This window comes from Legionella septentrionalis, assembly GCF_003989745.1.
Taxonomy (GTDB): Bacteria; Pseudomonadota; Gammaproteobacteria; order Legionellales; family Legionellaceae; genus Legionella_A; species Legionella_A septentrionalis.
In genome coordinates this window covers 30694-56840 of sequence record NZ_RZGS01000014.1, presented here as the reverse complement: position 1 = coordinate 56840, position 26147 = coordinate 30694, and the positions used below count along the sequence as shown (strand labels likewise).

Sequence of the window (26147 nt, the reverse complement as noted above, 5' to 3'; positions counted from 1 at the left end):
TTCTAATTTGTTCCACATTTTGTCATCAATAACAAATCTTGACATCCATTTGCTCCATTTTCACTATGGAGGCTTTTTATCAGATTTTTAATAGTTTGAAAAACTTTAAAAACACGCCCTAGATTTCTTAGAACGAGCCTAATACAAAAAATTTCCGATGTGGGTACTGTATTTGCTGGAGACACACGAAAAAATACGAGACATGTAGGATTAATCGATTGGTGCACGCTTTTTATCACCCCAATCATGATTAAGATGACGGATATTCTTAGCGAAATCGATTCTATTCCGACGAATCTCGCTTTTTTCCCTTTAGCATTGCTCACAATAGGATTAATATCGGTTATAAATCTCGTCTCCCTAGTTCTTACGTTATTGCTAATTCCTATCATCGTCGCAGCGCATCTTATTTCAAGTGTGATTTCAAGGTTGGATCATCAACAGGTTCTTGCCCTAGACGGTATAGAGACTTTAACAAACAAATTATTAACTCTGGAAGGGTACTTAGAACAAACAAATTGTACCATTGAAGATTTATATGCCACTTATAGCCCTGAGAACCATGAAATAACAATCGAAAGCTTATCAAGTGAGTCAAAATTTAAATTTCAAGTATTCAGTAATAAATCTGCGAGCGCTAAAAGCATACACTCATTCTTTAAATTAAATATAGGGCAAATAAGTAACGAATGTGAGATCGAGGAAAGTAAACTTTTGGCAGTATGAGTAATCGAGGTGAAAACGCGTTAGTTGTTAAACAGCTCGCAGCTTGCTTATATTGATTTTACGAAAGGTTAGCGGGTTATATCAATTGCGGTTGTTAATATGCTAAAGCACAAGCGGGCGGAACTTTATGCATTAAATATAGTTGCTTCTACCTCGCACCTATCATCTATTCACCTAAACGCCTCTATTCGATCGCAGCACACCTTAACATGGACTCTGTAATTGGTGTAGAGTCTAAATTATACAATTTGAGAGTTTATTCTCGAAAGGAAATGTTTAATAGCTTGGAAGATTTTTTATAGTTAAAATTTCAGAGAAGATAGTTGCTCGCCCTGCTCATATATAGATTCTTCTGCTTTCATTTTTTTCATATGAATTTGTTATGCATATAAACACCAAAAGCCGCTTGCCCTAGAGCATAAGGAACTTCATAGCATAACGGGTTTTGCTAATGATCCACAACCACTGCAAGTAATTTTCCATATTCTGTTAGTTTTGAGATGCTTTCCAATACTGGCTTAAAATCTCTAATCTCTGCATAACTCCTAGTAGCTAAATACGGCTCTAAACCAAGCTTGACTGACCAGAAAGTTGCTTCTGAAATAAGTTTTATAGAGCGTTCAATGGTATAATTTGCCATGAATTCTGGGCTGTCGACATAGAGTTGTAACCATTTAGCCAAATTTTCATTTAATAACTGTTCCAGTTTAACAATTTCCTCATGAATCATTTTGTTTATAGTTGCACACGGCCTCTTTAGTCACAGGGAATGCTGCATCATTGTTCCAGGCACTTAGCTAAAGTAGGCCTTTAGGCTTGAAAGCGGGTTTACCCTTTTCATCTTTGTAATAACCATATCTGGAGCAGAGGGAGGTTGAAAATAAGGATAGTTTTCAGCTCTTTTCTGTGGTTTGGATGTTGTAATATGGTTTGAATCTGCTCGACTTATGTGAGTCATCGTGGAGTTGCCCCTTTAAAACCGAACCATCCAGGTACCAACGACGGCTCTGCGATATTCTCTTGGAGCCATCATTGTAATTTGGCTTAATAATATAAGGATTACTCTTTGCCCCCCCTACGAAAACACCCTAACCATATTGAGATAAGACAAGAATCACGTATGATATAAATCCACACATTTGGAAGTGCCATGAGTATTATTGTTACCTTAATTTTAAGTTTTATTGGCCTTATCTGGGCTGCCAACCATCTGGTAATTGGTGCGGCGGGTATTGCCAATTATTACCGTGTTTCACCCTTAATCGTGGGGCTTACTTTGGTCGCCCTGGGAACCTCAGCGCCTGAAATCATGGTGGGGATTGCCGCTGCCCTGGAGGGTGAAAATGATTTGGCGCTGGGTAATGCCATAGGCTCTAATATTGCCAATATTGGCTTGGTTCTTGGGGCAACGATTTTAATTCGCCCCTTAAAACTGCGTTCTTCGGTATTGCGGCGCGAATATCCCTTATTATTTTTATCGATGTTGTTTATCTATTCGCTGATGATCGATGGCTACTTGGGCATTTTGGATGGATGTTTATTATTACTGGGCAGTGTGGCTCTGATAGGCTATTTGCTTATCCTGGCAAAACGTTCGGGAAACGATGCCTATGCCAGAGAATTTAAACAATTAATCAACCCAAAACGCTCAGTAAAAATACACATAATGAGTCTTATATTTGGTCTGATTTTTCTTCCTCTTAGCGCCAGTTATCTTGTGAAAAGTGCTGTTGAATTAGCTTCCTTGTTCGGGATTAGTGAACTCATCATTGGCTTAACTGTTGTAGCGTTTGCTACCAGTTTACCCCAAGCTGTAACTTCCATCGTGGCGGCAATTAGAGGACAGGATGACATTGCAGTAGGTAATATCCTGGGCTCAAACATGTTTATATTGTTAGTCGTTATGGCTTTCCCCAGTATTATTAACCCTTCTGCGATTAGCCATGCCATTTTATGGCGGGATATACCGGTATTGTTCGTAGTAACCGCCTTGCTTTTATGGCTTAATTACCGGGAAAAAAGCAAAATCACTCGCTGGCATGGCGGCTTGTTATTGCTGATTTATTTCTCTTATATCGTATCGCTTATCGTCCACGCTTTATAATTTTTAGTAGGTAACTTGGCATCGTGCAATGTGCATATGCATATTGCACGAAAAGATTGTCGTCAGGGGGCCAAGATTTTCATTGCAGAAATTGCATCGGGCTGCCCTGCCTTAGCTGCGCATTTAATCCAGTAAAACGCTCTTTTCCTATCCTCCACTACTCCTTGGCCATAATAATACATATACCCCACTGCATACTGTGCATCCGCATTTCCTTTTTCTGCCTCAGGCTTTAGCCTGATGAATGCTTGACGATAATCCTGGACCTGAAAACTGCGGATGCCTTCTCTTAAATTTATTTGCGTAATAGAACAACCGCTTAGACTCAATAAAAATAAGGTAAATATTGCAATAATCATGCTGCGACCGATAACAGCATTGGCTTTTTTGAAATTCATACGTCTATTCCTTAATTAAGGGCTCGGAAGGTGGCTCAAAGATTAATTCATTTTTGGGTAAACTTAAACTCTCCAAAGTGCCATCATGTCTTACAACAACTCCTTCCGAAGTAATACGCTTAATAATGACACCGCCTGGTATTGCATCCCCAATGCCATAAACTTGCTCTTGGCCACTTGCTGTGCGAATAATTACCTGGGAATGCCGTTCATCCTCGGCAAAAATGATTCCTACAATCGTCAAATTTAGCATGGATTGTTTTATATGAGCATCATCCAGATTTTCAGGAACATACTCGCCAAATAATGACGCGCGCACATCTTGTGCGGAAGCTTCTGTAATCGCGTTATTACGCATTGAGGCAACCTGAACAACTGGCACAGGCTTATAAATAGCCGAAAAAGTGCGTACCCCGGCGATGATTTGCCATACAATTAACATCCCTAAAATGGCACAAAGTATAATAGGAAAAGCCGGACGCGCTAGCCAGGATTTGATATCTGCAAACACCATATTATTATTTACTCCGGGAATAAACAGGAGCGAAAAATATGGTGAGGATCATATTTAGCCTTTGTATTTTGTCTTTCTTGCAGGTAGTCTTCATAATGCCTTGCCCAATATCCCCCATCTTTTGTTGCATTAAACCAGCCGGAAATGTAACGTTTACCTCCCAGTCTTAATAAAATTTCATCAACTTTCAAAATGCTCTTTATAGCTTTCTCTGCATTTTCTTTTTTTAAACCCGGCGTCAAAACATTAAACGTAACTATTTTTTCTTGATTGGGCAACATAAAGTAAGGCGGCTTAATCGGCGCTACTGGGAATATGTGATAAAGATCACCCAAGTCAGGACTCAATATCTCCAGAATCTTATTAAGATTTGCCATTAATAAATTGCTGTCAATGTAACACTCATACCAGGGGTGTAGCTCTTGCCAATTCCCTGTTTCTTTCATTAAATTCAAACGCCTATCGTGACGATGCATGTACTCTGAAAGAGTTTTGGTACTGCTTTCGGCGACTTGCCGATGCCGTAGCATATTAAGAAACGTGGCATCCACAGGCTCATTGTCGTGCTCAATTCCAATGATGGTATGGCATGTGAATTTCTTTTTCTCTTTATTTTGTACTGTAATGAATGCTTCCAGGTAATCGCAATAAGACTTCAGCTGAAATTGATCAGCTATCCAGGACGTGTAATCATCGTAAAGCAAGGTATAAGTAGTCACATGCGGCTTGCAAGTACGCAGTTTTATTTTGGCATTATAAATGATGCCAAATAACCCTGCCCCAGCAAGCGCAGCATCGAATAAATCTTTATGATTATGCGGGCTGCAAGCTAATAATTCGCCTGCCGCCGTTATTACATTTAATGCGTCAATGTGCGCGCTAACAACTCCTTTTTTAAAAGTCGATGAACCAATGCCACCTACAGATAAAACGCCCCCCGCGGTGAGGTTCATATTATACGGATACACCTGCGGCAACTTGTTACGCTCAAGGCTTTTTACTGCAATGTCGTTAAAAGAAGCGCTGCAGCCTGCTGTCAGCTCATCACCTTGCCATTGTACGACAGGATTTAATTGGCTGATGTCAACGCTTATTGCACCCTTGGGGGCGAGGGATTGTCCTGATTGGCTAAGGCCATTGGCACGGATGGTGAGCGGAAGTTTATGCCGATGCGAGAAATTTAAAAATCGTTGTAATGCAGTTAAATTGCGGGGTTTAAAAACAGCGGTTGCTTCTCCTGAAACCAAACCGCTGAAATCGTGATTAAAAACAGCAAGCGTTGACTTATCGCTAAGTAACGCTTGCCCGGTTTCTTCCTCACATTGCTTGATCTTCTGTATACTCCACTGCATTGGCTGCATGTTGTTGTTTCCTTTGTTGTGCAAGTGCCAGACGATTATTGCAGGCGATAATCAAACCATCGAACATACGGTTAAATGCTTCGTAACAACGGTCGATTAATTTTAATGCCTTGCGGCGCAGATTAATCGGCAAGCTCCGAGCGAATAATTTCTTCTCCATTTCATCTTCAAAGAGCGCATGTGCCATTTCTACCTCTAAGTGCGAGCTGGAGAAATATTTTAGATTTTTATCTTCACCCGTTTTTTGTACTTGCTTTGCTACTTTCTCGAAAAATACATGTCCTGAAGATTCCAGAGTAAGCAATAACACGATATTCAAAATTTCATCGTCAATTTTATAAAGCTCACCAAGAATAGCATAAGCTGCATCGCGAGTAATTTGTGACTCTTTGCTATACAACCAAGCCACATTATCCTTGTTGCATGATTTATCTTTGCTCATGCTTGCCATATATTTTTTATCCTGCAGAAACCATTTTTCATGGCCTGAATCTTCCAAACGGTGGTGACGAGCTACTTTTTTCAAATAGGGATCAGTAACCCGTTCTTCGTTTAAGCGCAATATATCCTGGAATGTCATAGCCCAAAAAGTAAGCTCAGGTACAAAATAACCGATTTCTTCCAAGCTGTTCAATTGACCTAATGTTTTAAAAAAAGGATGTTCCATAAATTCTTGTTGTTTGGATTCAAGATAAGATTGTATCGTTTTCATGATTGCCTCCAAGGCATAATTAACTAGACAATTTATTCCTTGCACAAATCATGCCAACTATTTAGGCCAATAAAACGTCTATTTAATTAAAATTTGGCCTTTTTGCAGTTTTTAAAAAGATTTGGTGATTGTTTTTCAAACTAAACGACAATTTTTTGGCTATGCAAATTGCCTGGATACCATATTTTTTCTATTTTAACTTTAAATCCGTCAATTTTTTGTCGTATTTAGCGATTTCTTTATCAACCATTTTCCAGTCGATTTCATCAATAGTATGAGCATCTTTACACAGGTCATTTAGAAAATCGGCTTGCACCTCGCCGTAAGCATAAGCCGTTTCATATGGGATATTCGAAAACATGACCATGACGTGTTTTGAAACATAGCGGTCAGGATAGCGGCGCATAAGCTCATGCTCCACTTGTTTTTTTAAGTTAAATTTTTCATCACGAATATTATGTTGAATTTCCTGATAATTATCCATGGACATGGCAGCTACGGCATCAGTACTCCGCTTGCGTGCAGCATAAAATTCCGGCAACACTTTTTCCCAATTATCTTCATATTTTTCTAAGAATTCATTAAAAATACGGCAATCTTCAAAAGCCGAATTCATCCCTTGGCCGAAAAATGGGACTATGCCATGAGCTGCGTCCCCGATTAACAAACAGTGATCACGATAATACCAAGGGGCACATTGCACTGTACTTAAATTACCTGTGGGATGAGTAAAAAATTCGCCTACCAAATTGGGCATTGCATCCACCACATCGGGAAAGATCCTTTTGAAAAAATCAAGTAACGATTTTTCATCTTTTAGTGTTGCAAAACTATACTCCCCTTCTTGCGGTAAAAATAAAGAGCCCGTAATTGAATCATCACAGTTGGGGTTACCAAGCAGCATGAAGGAATCCCGAGGCCATAAATGCAAATGTTCACGAGCCATATGCACGCCATGCGTGCGGCTTATCGACAATTCTTTGTATCCATGTTTTAAAAATTCTCGTCGAGAATCAATAACTCCGGCTTTTTTTAATGCCTCACGCACGATGGATGCCGCACCATCCGCTCCAATTAAATGCTGATAGGCAACCTTGTGTGCATTACCGGAAGCATCTTGAAAAAACAATGTCTTCTCATGCAAGAAAAGATCACTTAATTTCATATTGAAATGAAGCTTGATGTTGGGATAAGTGTCAGTTTTATCCAGCAGCAAGCTATTCAATTCGCTGCGTAAAATAGCATTGATGTATTCATCATCACTGCGGCCAAATGGCTGGTATATAATTTTATTATTCAATTCGTGAATAGCCCGAGCACGCATGGGAACCATAATCTTCTTGACTTCATCCATAAGTTCCATGACTGCCAAACTGGTAATTCCTCGGCAGGATAAAGCAAGATTGATAGAACGGCCGCCATCATCAGGCATGGTGCGGATATCATTTCTGGCTTCATATACTTCTACCTCATATCCACGTTTGGCCATGTAAAGCGCCAATAAAGTACCGGCCAAGCCAGCACCTACAATGGTTAGACTTTTCATAATTCCCCCTAATCCCCCGGAGTCCTTTAAAAATAAAGGTGGTCTTATCTATACTTGGAAAATTATACTAAGTAACAATATATCTTAGTCCTTGGCAGCCAATTAATTATTTACACTTAGAATAATTTTTTAGAAACTCTATAATTAACTCTGCTTTATTCGGTGGTTTAAAGTAATAGCCTTGCGCAAAATCGCAGCCATGGTTCAGAATAAAATTTTTCTGATATTCATTCTCTACCCCTTCCGCCAATACTTGCAAATTGAGGCTATGAGCAAGATTGATGATGGCTTTAACGATCGCGGCATCATTGGCATCGCTCACCATTTCCTTTATAAAGGATTGATCAATTTTTAATTTATCAACTGGAAATTGTTTTAAATAAGATAAGCTTGAATAACCTGTACCAAAATCATCGATGGCGAGTTTCACCCCCATATCTTTAAACTTGTACATAATTTCCACTGCATGATCGATGTTTTCAACAAGCAGACTCTCAGTCAACTCAAGTTCCAAAAATTTTGCAGGCAAGCTCGTTTTATGCAAGATTTTAGTTAATTGTTCAGGAAGATCCGCCTGGTGCAGCTGACGTCCCGAAATATTCACCGCTACAGTCAAATCCCACAAACCTTGATTGTGCCAGCGCATCAGTTGTGTACAAGCTTCCTCGATTACCCAAGGGCCAATCTCAAGAATCATCCCGTTTTCTTCGGCAATCGGTATAAAATCGAGCGGAGATACATGGCCAAGCACTTTGCTGTTCCACCTTAATAAAGCTTCCACCCCCACAACGCATTCACGCTTTAAATCCATCAAAGGCTGATAAACGAGATAAAATTCTTTATTCTGCAATGCATAGCGCAAAGCATTATCGATTTGCACATGGTTGACAACACGCCTGTTCATTTCAGGCTCAAAAATGCGATACGTGTTCCTGCCGCTATCTTTGGCATGATACATGGATAAATCGGCATTTTTCATCAACGACTCATAATCCATTCCATCACGTGGAAAAAAACTAAGACCAATGCTTGCTGTAATTTTCAAACTGTGCTGCCCGACTTTGAAAGGCTTTTCCAGCAAATTAAGAATTTCCTGCGCTAGCTTTTCACCTTCTTCTATACTGCGAAGCTCGGGGATAAGGATGACAAATTCATCGCCTCCAAAACGGGCTACTGTATCCAAATCACTGGTGGCAATTAACAAGCGGTTTGCCACTGCTTGTAATAACTTATCTCCTACCCCATGGCCTAAGGTATCATTGGTCATTTTAAAACGGTCCAAATCCAAAAAGAGAAAAGCCAATATGGATTTGTTCTTTTTTGCCTGCAAAATAGCTTGTTCGACCCTGTCTAATAAAAGCACTCTGTTCGGGAGTTCAGTCAATGCGTCGTGCGTGGCTTGCCGGAGCAATTGCTCTTCCATCTCACGGCGCAAGGTAACATCATTCAAAATCCCTACATAATGCTTGACTTGATTAAAAGAATCTTTTACCGGAGCAAGACTCAGTTCGCACCAAAACAATTCCCCGTTACGACGCATCAGCTCAAGCTCAACCGTTTCTTCCCGTTCTTCCCGAATGGCTAAATCGATGCGTTTTTGATTTGTCTGATCCGTATTTTTACTATGTAAAGCAGTTAAATCCTTTCCAAGAATATGCCTTTCACTATAACCAGTAATCCGTTCAAAGGCATTGTTAATGTATATGATGGGTTGATTCGGTTTTACGATGTCTATGATTGCTATGCCATGGGTGCTGGCTTCAATAGCACGCTCACGGATCCTTAATTCATCGTCTGCAATGCGCTTTTGGGTAACATCGCGGAAACTGTACACGCGCCCTACAATTTCTGCACCAATACGCTGTGGTTGGGTATAACGTTCAAAGATGCGTCCATCTTTAAAATGCAGTTCCGGTAATTCTCCTTCCCACTCGGGGTTTTGATAGAGAAATTGCACATCCGCAATGATTTTTTCAGGTTCAATTAATTGCTCTAAAATGTAATCAAAACTCAATTTTTCAGGTCCCGCTTCCATTAAATGGCTGGGGATACGCCACATATCGACAAATTTCTGGTTCCAATCCACCACCTGCCCTTGTCCGTTTACCATCATGATGCCATCAGCCGTGGATTCCAACGTGGCCCGCAACAAAGATAACGATTTTTCAAGCTCGATTTCTTTGATGGGTTTGTTTAATTTGATGTTTTCGGTTAGGGGTGTCTGTTTTTTCCGTTTAAACTCGGGTTGGTTGTGATACCATTGTTCCAGAAAAGTTATCAGCTCAGGTGTTACGCTTAACAAGCCCAATTCGTCACAAATATCCGTAACGGAAGGCTCCTTACCTTTTTGTTTAATGCGCGCAGCTGCAGATGCAACTCTCTTATAGTCAATTTCTTGCTTGCGCATGTAACCCCTCGCCTAAAACCCTGTCCGTTATAAATAACGGCAATTTCCCTATATTCTTTAATTATAATCGACCGGCATAAAAACGTTTTTATATAAAAAGCTTTTTTAATAAGCGCTTAAGTATAAAATGGTTGCAGGTAAAAATTTATCAATTTTGGTTAACAGGATGATCGTTATGGATAAACATTTTGATACACGTTCCATTCATGCTGGGCAAACTGCAGATGCAAGCACCGGGGCTGTCATGACGCCTATTTATGCCACATCGACCTATAAACAAACAGCACCTGGTGTACATCAAGGATATGAGTATTCACGCACGCAAAACCCCACCCGCAATGCTTATGAAGCTTGTATTGCAAGTCTGGAATCAGGCACTCGGGGTTTTGCTTTTGCATCCGGGATGGCAGCCATTAATACCGTAATCGATGTGCTGAATGCCGGCGATCACGTCGTGGTTATGGACGATCTTTACGGTGGCAGCTATCGGATTTTTGACAAAGTAAAAACACGCACTTCCAATTTATCCTTTTCCTTCGTCGACATGTGTCAACCGGAATTAATTGAAAAAGAAATAAGGCCGAATACCCGCATGATTTGGCTGGAAACCCCTTCCAACCCCATGCTCAAACTTGTTGACCTTTGCAAAATAGCAGAATTGGCTAAACGTCATCGTCTTATCGGGGTTGTCGACAATACTTTTGCAACCCCATGGATCCAACGGCCGCTGGAACTCGGCTTTGACGTGGTGGTGCATTCAGCCACTAAATATTTGAATGGCCATTCGGATGTAGTTAGCGGCGTGGTCGTGGTGGGTGATAACCAAGAATTGGCAGAAAAACTCGCTTTTTTACAAAATTCATGCGGTGCGATTGCTGGTCCATTCGACAGCTTTTTAGTCCTCAGAAGTTTAAAAACTCTCTCTTTGCGCATGCAACGGCATTGTGAGAATGCAAATAGCCTGGCCCATTGGCTGGAGCAACATCCGGGCGTCCGTAAGGTAATCTATCCTGGCTTGACAAGTCACCCGCAACATGTTTTGGCCAAAGAACAAATGCGCGGATTTGGAGGCATGATTTCCATGGTCATTGATGGCGACCTTGAGCGTGCAAAACGATTCTTAACACGCTGTGATTTATTTACTCTGGCTGAAAGCTTAGGTGGGGTAGAAAGTCTAATTGAACATCCTGCCATTATGACGCATGCCTCCATTCCAGCAGAAACAAGAAAAAAACTGGGGATAGAAGATGGTTTCATTCGTCTTTCGGTAGGAATCGAATACATTGAAGATTTAAAAGCCGACCTTAAATACGCGTTAAGTTAATATCTCGACAAGCGATAGCCAGATTTTCTGGTTTTCGCTTGCTGCCCTAACAATCGGGTTTCATCGATAAAAATCCAGATACCAGGCGACAAAGCGCTCTATGCCTTCTTGAATGGAAACTTGGGGCGCGTAACCTAAGTCATCTTGCAGGCGGGATGTATCAGCATGCGTGGATAAAACATCGCCTTCCTGCATGGGCATGAATTGTTTGATTGCATGTTTGCCTGTAGCTTGCTCAAGAGCTGAAATATAATCCATTAAATTCACCGGGCACCCGCGGCCTATATTATAGATGCGATAAGGTGCAAAACTAGTGGCTGCATCAGGATCTTGCCCGCTCCAACAAGGATTTGCTTCTGCAGGTTTATCGACCGCCAGTGAAATGCCCATGATGATATCGTCAATGTAGGTAAAATCGCGCTGCATTTGTCCATGGTTATAAACTTTGATCGGTGTGCCATTTAAAATATCGCGCGTAAATGAGAAGAATGCCATGTCCGGCCTTCCCCAAGGACCATATACCGTAAAGAAGCGCAAACCGGTGGTGGGTAATTTATATAAATTCGAATAGGAATGGGCAATTAATTCATTGGCTTTTTTCGTTGCCGCATAAATAGTCAAAGGATGCGTCACAGCATCGCTTTCGTTGTAAGGTTGCGCACTGTTAGCCCCATACACGGAACTCGTTGAAGCATAAACCAAATGCTCGATTTGGTAAGTTTTACAAGCGTCAATCACATGGGTAAAACCAACTACATTCGATTGCACATAAAGATGGGGATTTTTCAACGAATAGCGCACCCCAGCTTGCGCTGCAAGATGCACAACCCTCTCCGGCTTGTGTTTTTTAAATATTTTATCGATGTGTTCGCGATCGCAAATATCAAATGGGTAAAAAACAAAATTGGGGTAAGATTTAAGTTGCTCTAATCTTGACTGTTTTAATCGCACATCGTAATAATCGTTTAAATTGTCAATTCCAATCACTTGATCGCCGCGTTCCAGTCGCATTTTAGCAAAATGATACCCAATAAAACCCGCGCTTCCGGTTACTAACAAGTGCATTATAAAAGCTCAATATTCACAATAAAATGCAGTATACTCCCTATCCTAAAACCTGCAAACTGTATCAGCAAGTCCAGGCTGCTGCGGTTTAACTAAACTCACTTAAAAGGGATTCTATGACCACTTTGCAACAAATTATTGAAAACTCGTTCGAGCAACGCTTGTCGCTTTCACCGGAGAATGCCTCGCCGCAAATTAAACAAGCGGTCGAAGAAGTGATGCTGGGGCTTGATCAAGGTTCCTTGCGTGTGGCGGAAAAACTAAACGGCGATTGGGTCACGCATCAGTGGATAAAAAAAGCAGTTTTATTGTCTTTTAGACTTTACCCCAATCGCGTGATTGATGCTGGCTTTTGCCAATTCTACGATAAGGTTTCCCTTAAATTTGACGGTTTTACCAATGAGCATTTTCAGGAAGTCGGTGCACGCGTCGTTCCGCACGCGATGATCCGGCGCGGTGCTTTCATAGGTAAAAACACCGTATTGATGCCGTCTTATGTAAATGTAGGTGCTTATATCGATGAAAATGTATTGATAGATACTTGGGCTACCGTAGGTTCGTGCGCGCAAATTGGCAAAAACGTTCATTTATCAGGTGGTGCTGGCATAGGCGGGGTTTTAGAACCATTGCAAGCGAATCCTACCATTATTGAAGACGATTGTTTCATTGGAGCTCGCTCTGAAGTTGTGGAAGGAGTGATCGTCGAGCGTGGCTCTGTGATTTCCATGGGCGTATTCTTAGGACAAAGCACCAAAATTTATAATCGCATGACCGGTGAAATCACCTATGGGCGCATACCAGCAGGATCCGTAGTCGTCGCTGGCAATTTACCAAGCGATGATCGCACGCACAGCCTTTATTGTGCTGTGATTGTCAAACAAGTCGATGAAAAAACACGCGCCAAAGTCAGCATTAATGAATTGCTGCGGGATGCTAATCGATGACTGAAATTCGCGAGTTACTCGCCGCGCTGATAAGCTTCCCCTCCATCACCCCCAGGGATGAGGGTTGCCAGGAATATATGATTGCCTATTTGGAAAAAGCAGGGTTTCAATGCCAACGCTTTAATTGCGATCCGGTTGCCAATTTTTTTGCTTGTTATGGTACTCATGGCCCCTTATTGTTATTTGCTGGCCATAGCGATGTAGTCCCTGCCGGCGATCGGGCAAAATGGGCAAGAGATCCATTTGCCTTAACCGAAGAAAATGGAGTTTTGTTTGGGCGAGGTACTGCTGATATGAAAGGCAGCCTTGCTTGCATGATGACTGCTGCTTCGCATTTCATCAAAAAATATCCCGATTTCCCCGGCAGACTTGGCTTTCTCATCACCAGTGGTGAAGAAGGCGATCAGTTTGATCTCGGCACACCTTATGTTATGGCGCACTTAAAGGAACAAGGCATTCATCCTGATTACTGCATTGTTGGCGAGCCTTCCAGCTCCAAAATGGTGGGCGATGTCATTAAAATTGGCCGACGCGGTTCGCTCACCGCAAAAATAGTTGTCCATGGGAAACAAGGCCATGTTGCCTATCCGCATTTAGCTGAAAACCCCATCCATAAAGTCATTCCTGCATTGCAGGAGTTAACGGCTCATGCATGGGATGCAGGAAATCGTTACTTCCCTCCTACTTCATTGCAAATTACTCATATTGAAGCTGGCGGGCAAGCCGGCAACATCATTCCAGGAACATTGACCCTGCAATTTAATCTTCGTTACTCGACGGAGCAAACCGCCAAACTTATTGAACAACAAGTACAAGCATGTTTCTCCCGTTACGACTTGAATGCAGAAATCACATGGCGTTTAAATGGAGAACCTTTTTTGACCGATCATGGGCGTTTACTGGATTGCACGCTTAAAAGCATCAAATTCCATATGGACTTCGCACCCGAATTATCCACCAGTGGAGGCACATCGGATGGACGCTTTATCGCGCCTTATGGGGTCGAAGTGATAGAACTTGGTCCAGTCAATGAAACAATCCATCAAATCAATGAATGCGTTTCTTTAAATGAATTGCTGAAACTGGGTGACATTTATTACACAATCTGCGAGGAACTTTTTGCGGTATAAGAGAAAAGCAGATTATTTCACATGTGCTAATATTCCCTGGTTAGCAAGGCAGCAAGCCAGGGCATTCTAATTAATTCTAGTTTTGAGTAGCGGCATCCGACAGAATGGCAACCTCTTCACTGGCTTTTTCATCAACTACTTTTGCCACGCAAGCATCGGACCAAACGTTAAGAGACGTTTCCAGCATATCAATTAAACTGTAAAACGGCAGAATGATGCCCAGTAAGGTAATCGGCACATTCATACTGGCCAGCAAGCTCGCGCTTAAGAAAAAACATCCCATAGGCACACCTGCATTTCCGATGGCAGCGACTGTAGCCACTACCACCCACAACCCCATGGACGCGAAGGAAACCTCGATGCCATGATTTTGCATCAAATAAATTACTGTCGCAAAAATAAAAGCAGCGCAGCCATTCATATTCAAACTGGTGCATAATGGCAATACAAACCGGCTGATTTCAGGCTTCACCTGCAGATTTTTCTCGATTGTATCCATAGTCACCGGCAATGTACCTACAGAAGACTTGGAGAAAAAAGCAAGCGATAACGCAGGAAACATACCCTGCATGGCAGCAAAAGGTTTAATTCCTTGCGATTTCAGCCATAACGGTAGAATGATGAAACCTTGCACCAAATTTGCGAGCACGATCACTAATAAATACTCGCCAATGCCGCGGATAGCTATACCGGTTTTTAGCTGCACCATAGTGGAGGTAATAAATCCAAATAAACCAAACGGGATGATGGCAATCACCCAACGGATGATAACCGTGAATAAACCATGAGCTCCTTTGAAAAATTGCGTAATGGTTTGCCTTGCTGCAGCATCCGGGATAAAACGAACCGCAATGCCAATGACCAGGCTTAAAAATAAAACACTTAGCACTTGATGCTCCAAAAAAGGAGCCAGCAGTGAAGATGGAATTAAGCTTAAGATATGATCAAGATAACTGCTGTGTTGCACTGCAATATCAGGAACTTGCGGTATTTCGCCAACCATTGCAGGATGAATAAGGCTATACAACAGACAACTGATTGCAGCCGCAATCAGTGTAGTGGCCAGGGTATAAGTCATGGTTCTGCGCCAAACGCCGCGCATAATCCCATCGGAACGATAGCCAGACATGGTTACGATAATCGAGAGCGAAATAATTGGCAGGCTGATGCATTTAAACAATTTAATGAATACATCAGCAATAAATAAACCTAGTGTTTGCAACCAAAAAATATTTGACAGTCCGCTCACAATACCGAGCATAATCATGATTGCATAAATTAAAGGGGTGCTGAATCTAATTTTTTTAGTTGGAACAGAATGTTGTGCACACATGACAGAAACCTTATGTTGTCAGTTAAAACCGAGGTTAGAAATGTTTTAACAGCAACAACAGCCCCATGAAGAAATTGAAGAGAAAAATATTTTTGGGGCGCCTACATTAAGAAGTAAATAAGTCATGCTTCAGTCTGCTACAAAATTATACAGAAAGATGCATTTTAACACATATGATTACGAATTTAAAGACATTATTTGAATTTGTCATTTAGCAATGCCGCTGGCGTTATGCAAATCTCTAGTCTGGCCTATAAAAAAATTCTTGGGTTTCTTCTTCTCGAGGTGATTGTGAGAAAAAATTATACGGCGTTGAGCTAAAAGAACTAATAGCCTGCGGCTGGGATGCCGTGCTGCTCGACGCACTGGCTGAATGGCTTGCCAAACTGTTGCTGCCAGCCTCTTTACTTTGGATTTCAACCATTGCTTGTTCCGCTTCTTCTGCAGTCATAAAGGTAGCAAAAAAATCATCATCCACAACGTTCGATGCCGTGATGATCATACCTTGCGATTGCATTAATGTTTCCCAGTATTTTTTATGAACTGCAGGCAACTGCGGCAAGCTCTCTCTAGGACGTAAACCCGAATCTAGCAACACATCATAATTATCAATGACCACGAAGGGACCGTTTACATGCACCTCAAGCTTATCATCCTCTTCTTCTATCCAATCCGCATTATAAGCTTTTATAAGTTGCTTACATAAAAAAGCCGCGCGCTTGCTACCTCTAATCTCTGCTAAGGATTTAACTCGATGATCACCATGTTCCATTTCTGGGGTATAAAACGAAGCCAGTACTTGTTCACCTACAAGGTAATAAGTCATGGTTTTGCAATTTATATCCCCATATAAAGCCTTAGCTTGCTTAAACGCTTTAAGAAAAGCATTTTGATAAATTAAATCGCGTTGCTGCCGTTTGAATTCTTCTGGTGAAGGAGCTTGACCACCTCTTAACCCGGCCATCGTTCCATTATTCCGCCCCTGTCGTTTGGAGATGTCTTCGGGCTTTAACTGGGATGCCGCTTCTAAAAAAGACTTTCGATATTGTGCAATATAAGTTTTATCCCAGCCCTTCTCTTCCATTTCTTGCTGCGAGAGAAGAGTCCCGCCGTTTAAAGCAGTTCGACACCCATTCGTTGCTGCTTGAGTCAATAAGCGTTGCTCTGGAGGTAATTTTGCGAATTGTTCGTCAAAAGCTTTTTCATAAGCATCTGCATAGCCTTTGCCTCTTCGCATGAGTTTCTCTCGTGCAGGTTTGATGCAATTTTTTTTGGCAGCCTCTTTTCCTGAGTTTTCTCCCTGCTTGGCGCAACAATTGTCATGAGCTTTTTCATAGGCATCTGCATACACAATACCTTCTACTAACAATTTTTCTCGGGAAGGCATCGGAATTTTATTTTTTACATCGTGCTCAGCTGCAGCAGACCCCCTTTTAATTTCCGCAGCATTTTCCTTATCCGCACAGCGAGCGTAAATGGATTTAAAAATTTTAATATAGTTGGGGCTTTCATTCTTCCATGCTTCACAATTGTCCTGGGGACATGGATGTTTAGCGGCGAAACATTTTCTTGCAGCATAATAAGCTCTCTGATAAGTTTGTTTATCTTTGCTATTTTGTTGGTCATCCCCAGGAACATCTTGCTGTATGGATTTCTGTTTACGTTTTTTCGAAGAATGCTGCGGTAGAGATGATAAAGGCAATGCCTCAGGATTTTCTATCGGCCTGCTGGCATGCTGCTGTTCTTTTTCAGGATAAGCGGTTTGCACAGGCGGCAAGTAACTCAATTGATGCTGATTATCTACATCAGACTGGATAACGGGTTGGTTGGATAAACGCAGGTGCAATGGTGGCCAGTACAATGGACCAAATATTTCTTGAGGATTTAAAGGGGGAGTAGGCGTCTGCCAAGAAGACGCCAAAGTAGAAAGAAAACCTTCCGTAAAGTATGAACTTAGCGGCTTTTGCTCTGGTGCGGGTAAAAATTGGGCTTGATGCGTGTTGTTCGTTCTTTGCTTTTTACGGGAAGGTTCGTACATTATATCTTTCCTGGAATAATTTTGGCTTATTATATATCATGTTGGATAAAATATCATCAAAATTATCTTTCTGATAAAGATTACTCCACGCTGATGGCAAATTTGCTAGTGTTCAGAATTATACAATTACTGCCGTGGCTTATTGGTAAGCTCGATTTACTATGAGTAAAAGACAGCTTGGGAGAAAATTAAAAACTTCCTCCCGGCAAAATGGGATTAAGGCGTCAATACTGCGCCTGTGTGGTGAGCTTGCTTCAAACGCGAAATGCGCCCGTATGCCTCTTCAATGCGCGCAACAGGAATATCCCCTGCGCGGACTAACTGTTCAATTTTATCGATTACATGAGTGGCGCTTATTTGTCCTAACTGGTTACCAAAAATCAACATGTCAGTACCTGCATTGATGGTCATTCGCAGTGCATCATCCAATGCATAATACTCACTGATTGCCTTCATCTGTAGATCGTCACTGATCACCACGCCAGTGAAACCCAATTTATGGCGCAAAAGATCAGTTAATATAGAATATGATAATGTGGCAGGTATTCCACTAGCATCCAATTGCCGGTTTACTACATGTGCGGTCATCACCATAGCTGGCGTATTATTGGTAAACAACCTGGCATAAGGATAAAGCTCATTATCATGATAATGCTCAGTCACATCCACAAAGCCAAGATGGGTGTCGCCTACTGCACTGCCATGCCCGGGAAAATGTTTGTAGGTACAGATGATTCCTTCTTCATTGAAAGCATGTACGAATTGTCTTGCAGCACGTACAACTTCTTCGGGTTCGGAGGAAAAACTGCGGCCTAATTTACCAATGATGCCTTCATTTTCGTTTAAATTCAGATCGACAACCGGCGCAAAATTAAGATTAAATCCTAATTTTTTCAGTGTTAAAGCCATTTTTTTAGCCTCCTGATACAAATCTTCGTCAGAAAGCAAAGCTTGATCACAAGGACGCACGGTAGACATACACCCGGGTACGGCAGCAAGACGGTCAACTACCCCACCCTCATAATCTAATGCAATATATAGTGGCAAGTTATACTCACTGGGATTAGCATTTGCATAAGAAACCAGCTGACGGTTCAAGGTAATAATTTGCTCTTGATCCCTTAAGTTTTTCCCAAATTGATTGGCCGCAACGTCGAAATCAAATAACAGCACGCCACCCAAACCATCTGTTTTTAACCATTCAGCGACAGGGCTATCCTCATTGATTTCATAGCCAGCAAATCCCATGATGAGCATTTGTCCGATTTTATTACGTAAATGGGGCATGCTTTCGTCTCCATTGCAGATTGAACTGTAAAATAAAGACGAATCATATCAAGGCATAGGCTTAAAGGTAAACTGCAGAGGGATGTCCTAGCACACAGGTTGTCCGGCTACTTTGCAAAAGGTGCAAATGATGAAATTAACTATTGTGGTGGTATAAGCGGCACTTCTTTCATGTTGCATGTGCAATTGCCCCCTGCTTCCGGTGGCAATGGAACTTCAGCAAATTGCTGGGGGTAACAAAGAGAAATATTCCAAGCCAGTTCCTTTTTTTTAACTTCTTTTGGGAGCTCCCAATATTTTTTTCCCATATAGACTTTCCCTTCATCCCCTTCCCAAAAAACAGGATTAAACTTGGCTTTAAATTTTAATTTTTGCCCGGGCTGGCACTCAAATTTTTCCCTGGCCCACATACGGTTTGCTGGAATGAGGACACTTGTTACTTCTTTATCCTTATTCGTAGGATCTTGAAGAATGACGGTTACATTATAGTTTTTCCAGCAACTACTTTTAACAACCGTCAGATAACATGAAAATGCATAAGTAGGTGTGCTTAAGCCCAGGGCACACATCATCACGAACCATTTGTTCATTTTATACTCCGCAGCATATAATTTTATTATAGAGCAGTTTGTTAAAACGGCCTTCGTGACACACCACCACGATAAATACATCTCCATTTGCCCAATTGCTTTAGCTGTATTTGCCATGCCTGCGATCTGGTCTATGCGAGAGCTAATAAATCGCATTCAGTTGTTTGCTCCTGCTCAAGTCCTGGGAAGTCAATTTCCTCAATTGTTTTGCAAGTTTTGTTAAGAATCTTCTGCGAAGCAGTTGCCGGATGGAAAAAGAAACGACCGGTTATTGCGTAGTTAACCAAAAATGCCACGCCTAAAGTCACCAAAGCAATGGCCAAATTGGTTAAAATTTCCTTTAACCCTCTATGCTTCTCAAGTTCTGGCGTTGCTTTGTCAATGGCATCCTGGCAAGTTTGCCTGAATGCTTTCGCTCGTTCAGATAACTCGCTTTTTTTCTTTAACTTGGCAGTGCCTTCCCCTAATTTATTAGATTCTTCTAATAGCTTACGGGAATCTTTCATGTAGTTAATATAGGCAAGCTGCAAGGTATTTAACAACTCACGCGTTTCACGGCTAGCTGCTTTTTTATCACGCGTTACAAAATCAGAATGTTTTTTCGACAATTCAGCACAGCATCGATGAAATCTGTTAAATGCATCGAGATGGTTCCCTAGCTCTTCTTCGCTTAATAATGGATATTTTCTTTCTTGGAATTTTTTAACCGCAGCAGGAGAAAGATTTTTAGTCTGCTCAGGATAACGCCTGAGGGATTGTTGGTAACGATGCTCAACTTGCTTCCTTGCATCCTCTTCTGCCTCATTCAAGTATTGTTCGACAATATCGTCTATTTTTTCTTGATAAGCCTGCATCTGCCCATCGTTCTTGGGAATGGGAAGGGCTTCCATCGCCTGCTTTGCAGATTGATAGTATTGGCTGCTCTCTCTTTCAAAGCCGCCAATGACAGTAAGAACGTCCGGGAATAAAGAAAGGCTCTCATTCACCATAAAAGGATACAGCGGATTGAGCTCAGGTCGTTCAAGCCTTGCCAGTGCTGATTCGATTTTCTGTGAAGCCTTATCATAATCCGCCTTGCTGACTACTTTCTGGCGTAGATGCTTGAGAAGTAACGACTTGATACGGGCGATTTCTTCCTCATCGTCACTATTGATAATGATATGAGTTAAGCTGATGCACATATAAAATGCATCATAGCCAATCCAGGTAATGTCTTTTGGCAAGTGGATTTTCCTTAAGCTGCTGCAACCATAAAACGTATAATGCTCAATATGAGTAATACCTTTTGGCAAATGGATCTCGTTTAGGCTGCTGCAGTTACGAAATGCCCCCATATTGATTTGAGCAACGCCTTCTGGCAAGTGGATTTCCCTTAAGCTACTGCAGCCATCAAATGCACCAGCACCAATCTGAGTAATGCCTTGCGGCAAGTGGATTTGCCTTAAGTTACTGCAGTCATCAAATGCACCAGCGCCAATCTGAATAATGCCTTTCGGCACGTGGAATCCGGTTAAGCCCCTGCAGTCCTGAAATGCCCCAGCAGCAGGCTGAAGGATGGACCGGCGAATTAGCATGGTGCCATTTTCTATATCTAAATAGGAAACCCACCTTAAAGCAGTGTCCTCCTCAGAAATGATCATCTTGGTTTGCTCATCAGTTATAATTAATTAAAATTATTATACATTGTGTAAAATAATAGCCAAAACATATCCGGCACGGTAAACGCATCTAATCTGACCCAATCTCTCTAGCTAAGTAATCGAGATTGCTGCAAGCCTTATACTACACTTACAGCAAATGCTTGTTTGCATGATGAGCCAAATACTGGGTGGGTTGGCAAATCAATTTCGCTTACTAAAGGTCACGAAACCTTCATGAAGTAGCTCGGCTTTGCCCACCTGCTTCTTTGAAATTCGCTAAAACACTCAATAAAAGCGCCTATTCAGTCAATTCTCCATGAAAATTGCCTATCTTTTCTTATTTGCAGTACCTATTTAAAGTAGTTGGGCAAATGATGCTTCGTCATAAATACATGGTTATAGAGATTGATTTTTATGTCATTCAAGTATACTCTTGCGCACTTGGGAGAGATGGCCGAGCGGTCGAAGGCGCACGCCTGGAAAGTGTGTATACGGAAACGTATCGAGGGTTCGAATCCCTCTCTCTCCGCCAACTATGCCTTCGTTAAATCCATACTTAACAATAATTCATCATAAAATGTATTCTCAATACAAACTGCCTTTTTAATTTTTCCCTCTATTTCGAAACCTAGAGATAAATAAAGCAGGATAGCTGCAACATTATTTATATTTACAGATAAATTTATTTTTACGATTCCTTTTTCTAAAGCAAACTTTAAGCCTTCATGAACTAATAACTTCCCTATTCCTAAGCGCCAATATTTTTTTAATACAGTAACGCCTAACTCCCCAATTCTTTGTAGCCTGGGCTTACTGCCACGAATGATGGTGAGCACCCCCACAATTTCCCCAGCGATCACACCTAAGAGGAACACATTTCCCTCTTCACCAAAGGATTGCCTGATAAATTCAATTTCCTCGTCGATTGTCAAATTTAAATCGGCACCGCTGAATGTTAAGAAATTGGTTTCATCCCCTACTCTTTTTAAATAGGAAATTAACGACTCGGCATCCGCTTCTTTAGCTGTGCGCATGCTAAGTACCATCTTATTAGGTAAAAGGATTTCTTTTTTCATGGCACGAAGTTGCAATATGAGCGGGCTATTATTTAAACATATTAAACAGTGCCCATTGGATAAAAATAATGTAAACTTCCTGAAATTTGGAAACAACAAATCCTGCTGCAATTGGCTGAACAATCTCCCCTTTATTTCCTTAAATATGTCGTGAGTTTTACTAAAAAAGACATCAACACATCAAACGATGACTCTTATGCTGATGCATTGTCTTCTCATGATTTTTTTATTAGATCTTGCCTGTAAATAACTCATTATGGATATTAACAGAGCATAAGCGTCGTTGATTTGAGCAGGTAAGCCTGATATTTTAAAACCTTCTTTGCCTAGACTGTTTCCCAAAGAATTTTTAAAAAAACCCTGTTTAAAAATATCGACAAAAGATAAAAATATTATACAATTCGCTACTTTCATTTAAGGAACTAAACAGCTAGTGGCTAATAGCAAAGTAATGACTCCCCGTCCCATTGATGACGGTGAATTTAGGCGCGCCTTAAAAACCCGACACGTGCAATTGATTGCTTTGGGAGGAATTATTGGCTCTGGTTATTTTTTAGGTACAGGAGCCGTAGTCAATCAGGTTGGCCCTGCTGTGTTTTTAGCTTATATTTTAGGCGGATTGATTATTTATTTAACCATGCTGTGCATGGGCGAACTGGCTGTAGCCATCCCTATTTCTGGTTCTTTCATCACTTACACAGCTGATTTCATTTCTCCTTCTTTGGCTTGCGGTGTGGGATGGTCCTACTGGATAAGCTGGGTGGCTTATATTCCCGCGGAATGCGTTGCCGGCGGCATTATCATGGAGCATTTCACCGGCGTCAATGGGTATGTGTGGGCTGTCTGCTTCGGTTTATTGATTACCTATATCAACATTGCCAAAGTTGGTACTTTCGGCGAAATTGAGTTCTGGCTGGCTATTATTAAAATTTTGGCGCTTTTCGGTTTTGTAGCGCTTTCCATCTTGATTTTCTTCGGGTTAATCCATGGCCCGCAACCTCCAGGGATTATTGGCAGCAAATACCTCTTGGGGCAAGGAGGGCTTTTCCCTAATGGAGGCATGGCTTTGCTAACAGCCATGGTACTATTGCTGGTGAATTACCAGGGCTCAGAAATCATCGGGCTGGCAGCAGGTGAATCAATCGATCCGGCACGCATGATTCCAAGTGCCATTCGCAATGTTACCTTTCGCATCTTATTTATCTACATCATCCCCGTATTTTGTCTGGTCTTGATTTTCCCCTGGCAAAAAGCCAATATCAATAATTCGGTTTTTGCTGAAGCCTTGAACTTTTACGGCTTAAAATGGGCTGGAGCCGTAACCAGCTTTGTTACATTAACCGCCACTTTATCTTGTTCCAATTCGGGTGTGTACGGGATCGTGCGTTCATTACATGCTTTGGCACGCAATGGCATGGCCCCGCGTCCTCTTGCCAAATTAAACCGTAATGCGGTCCCACAAAATGCCGGCATTGTAACACTTTTTGCCATCTGGGTACTTCTTCTGACTGGCTATTTTTTTGGTCAATCCATGTTATACATTGCTTTATTACTGGTATCTGGCTTTACAGGCGCAATCGCCTGGATTTCTTTATGCTGGGCACAAATCAATTTTCGTCGTCGCCTGTACAAAGCAGGTTATACTGCAGATGACTTACGTTATAAAACCCCTGGCTCTCCTTATACCGGCATTCTGGCCATTATCTTAATGGTGGCTTGCTTAATTTTCCTGGTAATGAATGAAGATCCAAGCTACAAAATCGCATTTGTCATCGGATTTATCAGTTTGATTGCCCCCATTATTATTTATAAAATGTTCGGCTTACATAAACATTGGGAAGCAGGTTATTTAGGCCAGGATAAAGTGCAGTTTAAGGATATTTTTCCTCCACGCACTCATGCTTCTGAAAACTCCTAGGAATAATCTTGGATAACGGGTTTATACAAAACGCATTTGTCTAAACCCGAAGTCAAAACCCAGCATCCTATTCGCTAATAGCAACGTGAGAGCAGCTTAAACTTCTATACTCAACGCATAAGAATTGCTTTCATAAGAGAATTCAGGCACCAGACTTTTTAGCAGGATTAACAATTCTTCATCTTGATACTTAGCACACGCCTGACTCAACAGCCGCATGCTTTTTGTTAATTCATCCCAATTGATAGGACGGAATTGAGCTTTAAAAAGTTTTTCATGCTCCGTCTTGTCCAATTGTTCGGATTCATGAAATAATTCCTCGAATAGTTTTTCACCCGGGCGCAACCCTGTGTAGCGAATTTGAATGTCTTTACCTGGCTCTTTACCTGCGAGGCGAATCATTTGTTCCGCCAAGTAGCTGATTTTAATAGGCTCCCCCATATCCAGCACAAAAATTTCACCACCATGCCCGTTCACCATGGCTTGTAAAATCAATTGGCAGGCTTCAGAAATCGTCATAAAGTAACGCTGAATGTCGGGGTGAGTAACAGTAAGAGGGCCGCCATTTTGCAATTGTTTTTGGAACAATGGGACAACACTGCCTACCGAACCTAACACATTCCCGAAACGCACCGTAATAAATTGAGTTTTTGCCCGAGCATTCAAATTCTGGCAATAAATCTCAGCGACCCGTTTGGTAGTCCCCATCACATTGGTTGGATTTACTGCTTTATCGGTAGAAATAAGAACGAATTTTTCAACATTATGAATTACGCTGGCTTCGGCAATAATTTGTGTACCCAGTACATTATTGCGTACCGCCACTCGAATTTGATCTTCCAGCATGGGCACGTGTTTATAAGAAGCGGCATGAAAAACGAGCTCGGGTTGAAATTGCTTGAAAACATGCTCAACACCGATTTTATCGGTAACACTTACCAAAGCCAGTGATAAAGGAATATGTGGGTAGCGCTCCTTTAATTCCAATTCAATTTTATACAGATTAAATTCACTGTTATCGACTATCAGCAATTGTTTTGGCGCTAACGACATGATTTGCCGCGACAATTCCGAGCCGATTGAGCCACCACCCCCAGTGACTAAAACCCGCTTACCTTGGATGCTAAGAGCAATTTTTTCCCAGTCCAGCTCCACCTGATCACGGCCTAATAAATCGTCAATATTCACTTCCCGCAACGCATTGACTTCAACGCGCCCGGAAGCTAAGGCATGCAAGCTTGGCAATGTGCGAAAAGGAATGCCGCACCCCTCGCAATGGCTGACTATTCTACGCATAGCTGCTGAACGGGCCGAAGGTATGGCAATAAAAATTAAATTAACCCGATGCTCTATAACCAAATCTCTTAATTCGCGTAAAGGCCCTAAAACTCGCACCCCGTGTACCTCAAGACCACGTTTACTCAAATTATCGTCTATCAATCCAATGGGCAAATAAGAGCGCGTGCGCTTCAAATCCCTAATTAAACCCTCCCCTGCCTGTCCTGCCCCGATGATTAATACCCGCTTACAGTCGTAAGCTTCCTCTTGCTGACTGTGTTGGTCTGAATAGTGCCTCAACAGCAAACGTGCCCCGCACAGCAAGGTCACCAAGATGATACTGTATAAAGGCAAAACAGAGCGAGGAATGTGCTGTAAAATAGAAGTCAAATATAGCGCAGGGATGACTAAGACCGTTGCGGCAATTACAGCCTTAAGGATGCGCATCACATCGTTTAATGAAGAAAAACGCCATAAACCTCGATAAACTTTGAAATGGTAATAACAGCCAATTTGTATAGAGGCAAGAATGAGCAACGCCTCCAGGGAATAAGTGGTCGTTAAGCGGCTTGGAAAAGGTTGCATGTTGTAGCGTAACCAAAAAGCTACGTACCAAGCCACCGGGATAGAGATAATATCAAACGCTAATACTGGTAATTTAGCATAAATTTTTTGCCAATATGCGGCTATTTTTTTCATAAATCTGTCCTTGTGTGTACAAAGCGGCTTTCCTTTCGAATAGCAAAAAATACATTT

At 41.6% G+C, this 26147-nt stretch carries 21 protein-coding genes and 1 tRNA gene; 7 read left to right on the top strand and 15 right to left on the bottom strand.

Annotation, left to right across the window (positions count from 1 at the left end; all coding sequences use genetic code 11):
- Positions 1–255: 255 nt before the first annotated feature.
- Positions 256–726: a hypothetical protein gene (locus ELY11_RS06505; protein WP_126954399.1), complete on the top strand. Its 471-nt coding sequence runs from the start codon at positions 256–258 to the stop codon at positions 724–726.
- Between the two features lie 448 nt (positions 727–1174).
- Here ELY11_RS06505 and ELY11_RS06500 read toward each other — a convergent pair whose 3' ends face one another.
- Complete coding sequence (locus tag ELY11_RS06500; RefSeq protein ID WP_126954398.1) at positions 1175–1456, bottom strand: hypothetical protein; 282 nt, start codon at positions 1454–1456, stop codon at positions 1175–1177.
- 420 nt (positions 1457–1876) lie between these two features.
- Between ELY11_RS06500 and ELY11_RS06495 the strand changes: the two genes are divergently transcribed.
- Positions 1877–2830, top strand: a complete 954-nt coding sequence (locus tag ELY11_RS06495) for a calcium/sodium antiporter (RefSeq protein ID WP_126954397.1) — start codon at positions 1877–1879, stop codon at positions 2828–2830.
- Between the two features lie 62 nt (positions 2831–2892).
- Here the strand turns inward: ELY11_RS06495 and ELY11_RS06490 are convergent, their stop codons facing one another.
- From ELY11_RS06490 to ELY11_RS06465, 6 genes are all read right to left on the bottom strand, one after another.
- Complete coding sequence (locus ELY11_RS06490) at positions 2893–3189, bottom strand: tetratricopeptide repeat protein (RefSeq protein WP_126954402.1); 297 nt, start codon at positions 3187–3189, stop codon at positions 2893–2895.
- 43 nt (positions 3190–3232) lie between these two features.
- A complete protein-coding gene (locus ELY11_RS06485; protein WP_126954396.1) occupies positions 3233–3742 on the bottom strand; it encodes a type II secretion system protein N in 510 nt (169 codons plus the stop codon).
- A gap of 8 nt (positions 3743–3750) precedes the next feature.
- The gene (locus ELY11_RS06480) at positions 3751–5103 is read right to left on the bottom strand and encodes an FAD-binding protein (RefSeq protein WP_126954395.1); all 1353 of its coding nucleotides are present in this window, start codon (positions 5101–5103) and stop codon (positions 3751–3753) included.
- A complete protein-coding gene (locus tag ELY11_RS06475) occupies positions 5060–5815 on the bottom strand; it encodes a hypothetical protein (protein ID WP_126954394.1) in 756 nt (251 codons plus the stop codon). Before ELY11_RS06475 ends, ELY11_RS06480 begins: the two co-directional genes overlap by 44 nt.
- A gap of 190 nt (positions 5816–6005) precedes the next feature.
- Entirely contained in the window at positions 6006–7361 is a 1356-nt protein-coding gene (locus ELY11_RS06470; RefSeq protein ID WP_127032727.1) for an FAD-dependent oxidoreductase, read from the bottom strand.
- Between the two features lie 106 nt (positions 7362–7467).
- Positions 7468–9768, bottom strand: coding sequence for an EAL domain-containing protein (locus ELY11_RS06465; protein WP_126954392.1), 2301 nt, complete (start codon positions 9766–9768; stop codon positions 7468–7470).
- A 175-nt stretch (positions 9769–9943) separates the two neighbouring features.
- Between ELY11_RS06465 and ELY11_RS06460 the strand changes: the two genes are divergently transcribed.
- Complete coding sequence (locus tag ELY11_RS06460) at positions 9944–11092, top strand: trans-sulfuration enzyme family protein (RefSeq protein WP_126954391.1); 1149 nt, start codon at positions 9944–9946, stop codon at positions 11090–11092.
- Positions 11093–11152: 60 nt separating this feature from the next.
- Here ELY11_RS06460 and ELY11_RS06455 read toward each other — a convergent pair whose 3' ends face one another.
- Entirely contained in the window at positions 11153–12157 is a 1005-nt protein-coding gene (locus ELY11_RS06455; RefSeq protein ID WP_126954390.1) for an NAD-dependent epimerase, read from the bottom strand.
- Positions 12158–12273: 116 nt separating this feature from the next.
- On the opposite strand from ELY11_RS06455, the gene dapD reads away from it, so the two are divergent.
- Positions 12274–13101, top strand: a complete 828-nt coding sequence (dapD, locus tag ELY11_RS06450; RefSeq protein ID WP_127032726.1) for a 2,3,4,5-tetrahydropyridine-2,6-dicarboxylate N-succinyltransferase — start codon at positions 12274–12276, stop codon at positions 13099–13101.
- Positions 13098–14231 (top strand): succinyl-diaminopimelate desuccinylase, encoded by a 1134-nt coding sequence (dapE, locus tag ELY11_RS06445; RefSeq protein WP_126954388.1) that lies wholly within the window; start codon positions 13098–13100, stop codon positions 14229–14231. Before dapD ends, dapE begins: the two co-directional genes overlap by 4 nt.
- A 76-nt stretch (positions 14232–14307) precedes the next feature.
- Here the strand turns inward: dapE and ELY11_RS06440 are convergent, their stop codons facing one another.
- The 5 genes from ELY11_RS06440 to ELY11_RS06420 form a co-directional block, all read right to left on the bottom strand.
- The gene (locus tag ELY11_RS06440) at positions 14308–15564 is read right to left on the bottom strand and encodes a dicarboxylate/amino acid:cation symporter (protein ID WP_126954387.1); all 1257 of its coding nucleotides are present in this window, start codon (positions 15562–15564) and stop codon (positions 14308–14310) included.
- A gap of 241 nt (positions 15565–15805) precedes the next feature.
- Positions 15806–17602: a hypothetical protein gene (locus ELY11_RS06435; protein ID WP_126954386.1), complete on the bottom strand. Its 1797-nt coding sequence runs from the start codon at positions 17600–17602 to the stop codon at positions 15806–15808.
- A gap of 216 nt (positions 17603–17818) precedes the next feature.
- Complete coding sequence (locus tag ELY11_RS06430; protein WP_126954385.1) at positions 17819–18889, bottom strand: glycoside hydrolase family 3 N-terminal domain-containing protein; 1071 nt, start codon at positions 18887–18889, stop codon at positions 17819–17821.
- A gap of 140 nt (positions 18890–19029) precedes the next feature.
- Positions 19030–19479 carry a hypothetical protein gene (locus ELY11_RS06425; protein ID WP_126954384.1) on the bottom strand — a complete coding sequence of 150 codons (450 nt, stop codon included), beginning with the start codon at positions 19477–19479 and terminating at the stop codon, positions 19030–19032.
- A 131-nt stretch (positions 19480–19610) separates the two neighbouring features.
- Entirely contained in the window at positions 19611–21119 is a 1509-nt protein-coding gene (locus tag ELY11_RS06420) for a leucine-rich repeat domain-containing protein (RefSeq protein ID WP_126954383.1), read from the bottom strand.
- A 444-nt stretch (positions 21120–21563) separates the two neighbouring features.
- Between ELY11_RS06420 and ELY11_RS06415 the strand changes: the two genes are divergently transcribed.
- A tRNA-Ser gene (locus tag ELY11_RS06415) sits at positions 21564–21651 on the top strand.
- A gap of 1 nt (position 21652) precedes the next feature.
- Here the strand turns inward: ELY11_RS06415 and ELY11_RS06410 are convergent.
- Positions 21653–22195, bottom strand: a complete 543-nt coding sequence (locus tag ELY11_RS06410; RefSeq protein WP_126954382.1) for a GNAT family N-acetyltransferase — start codon at positions 22193–22195, stop codon at positions 21653–21655.
- 451 nt (positions 22196–22646) lie between these two features.
- On the opposite strand from ELY11_RS06410, the gene ELY11_RS06405 reads away from it, so the two are divergent.
- Positions 22647–24113, top strand: a complete 1467-nt coding sequence (locus ELY11_RS06405) for an amino acid permease (protein ID WP_126954401.1) — start codon at positions 22647–22649, stop codon at positions 24111–24113.
- 96 nt (positions 24114–24209) lie between these two features.
- Here the strand turns inward: ELY11_RS06405 and ELY11_RS06400 are convergent, their stop codons facing one another.
- Positions 24210–26090 (bottom strand): polysaccharide biosynthesis protein, encoded by a 1881-nt coding sequence (locus ELY11_RS06400; RefSeq protein WP_126954381.1) that lies wholly within the window; start codon positions 26088–26090, stop codon positions 24210–24212.
- Between the last annotated feature and the right edge of the window lie 57 nt (positions 26091–26147).

Excerpts from the sequence above, each read along its gene's own strand:
- ELY11_RS06505 (WP_126954399.1), top strand. The coding sequence starts at position 256 with ATGACGGATATTCTTAGCGAAATCGATTCTATTCCGACGAATCTCGCT.
- ELY11_RS06500 (WP_126954398.1), bottom strand. The coding sequence starts at position 1,456 with ATGATTCATGAGGAAATTGTTAAACTGGAACAGTTATTAAATGAAAAT.
- ELY11_RS06495 (WP_126954397.1), top strand. The coding sequence starts at position 1,877 with ATGAGTATTATTGTTACCTTAATTTTAAGTTTTATTGGCCTTATCTGG.
- ELY11_RS06490 (WP_126954402.1), bottom strand. The coding sequence starts at position 3,189 with ATGATTATTGCAATATTTACCTTATTTTTATTGAGTCTAAGCGGTTGT.
- ELY11_RS06485 (WP_126954396.1), bottom strand. The coding sequence starts at position 3,742 with ATGGTGTTTGCAGATATCAAATCCTGGCTAGCGCGTCCGGCTTTTCCT.
- ELY11_RS06480 (WP_126954395.1), bottom strand. The coding sequence starts at position 5,103 with ATGCAGCCAATGCAGTGGAGTATACAGAAGATCAAGCAATGTGAGGAA.
- ELY11_RS06475 (WP_126954394.1), bottom strand. The coding sequence starts at position 5,815 with ATGAAAACGATACAATCTTATCTTGAATCCAAACAACAAGAATTTATG.
- ELY11_RS06470 (WP_127032727.1), bottom strand. The coding sequence starts at position 7,361 with ATGAAAAGTCTAACCATTGTAGGTGCTGGCTTGGCCGGTACTTTATTG.
- ELY11_RS06465 (WP_126954392.1), bottom strand. The coding sequence starts at position 9,768 with ATGCGCAAGCAAGAAATTGACTATAAGAGAGTTGCATCTGCAGCTGCG.
- ELY11_RS06460 (WP_126954391.1), top strand. The coding sequence starts at position 9,944 with ATGGATAAACATTTTGATACACGTTCCATTCATGCTGGGCAAACTGCA.
- ELY11_RS06455 (WP_126954390.1), bottom strand. The coding sequence starts at position 12,157 with ATGCACTTGTTAGTAACCGGAAGCGCGGGTTTTATTGGGTATCATTTT.
- dapD (WP_127032726.1), top strand. The coding sequence starts at position 12,274 with ATGACCACTTTGCAACAAATTATTGAAAACTCGTTCGAGCAACGCTTG.
- dapE (WP_126954388.1), top strand. The coding sequence starts at position 13,098 with ATGACTGAAATTCGCGAGTTACTCGCCGCGCTGATAAGCTTCCCCTCC.
- ELY11_RS06440 (WP_126954387.1), bottom strand. The coding sequence starts at position 15,564 with ATGTGTGCACAACATTCTGTTCCAACTAAAAAAATTAGATTCAGCACC.
- ELY11_RS06435 (WP_126954386.1), bottom strand. The coding sequence starts at position 17,602 with ATGTACGAACCTTCCCGTAAAAAGCAAAGAACGAACAACACGCATCAA.
- ELY11_RS06430 (WP_126954385.1), bottom strand. The coding sequence starts at position 18,889 with ATGCCCCATTTACGTAATAAAATCGGACAAATGCTCATCATGGGATTT.
- ELY11_RS06425 (WP_126954384.1), bottom strand. The coding sequence starts at position 19,479 with ATGAACAAATGGTTCGTGATGATGTGTGCCCTGGGCTTAAGCACACCT.
- ELY11_RS06420 (WP_126954383.1), bottom strand. The coding sequence starts at position 21,119 with ATGATCATTTCTGAGGAGGACACTGCTTTAAGGTGGGTTTCCTATTTA.
- ELY11_RS06410 (WP_126954382.1), bottom strand. The coding sequence starts at position 22,195 with ATGAAAAAAGAAATCCTTTTACCTAATAAGATGGTACTTAGCATGCGC.
- ELY11_RS06405 (WP_126954401.1), top strand. The coding sequence starts at position 22,647 with ATGACTCCCCGTCCCATTGATGACGGTGAATTTAGGCGCGCCTTAAAA.
- ELY11_RS06400 (WP_126954381.1), bottom strand. The coding sequence starts at position 26,090 with ATGAAAAAAATAGCCGCATATTGGCAAAAAATTTATGCTAAATTACCA.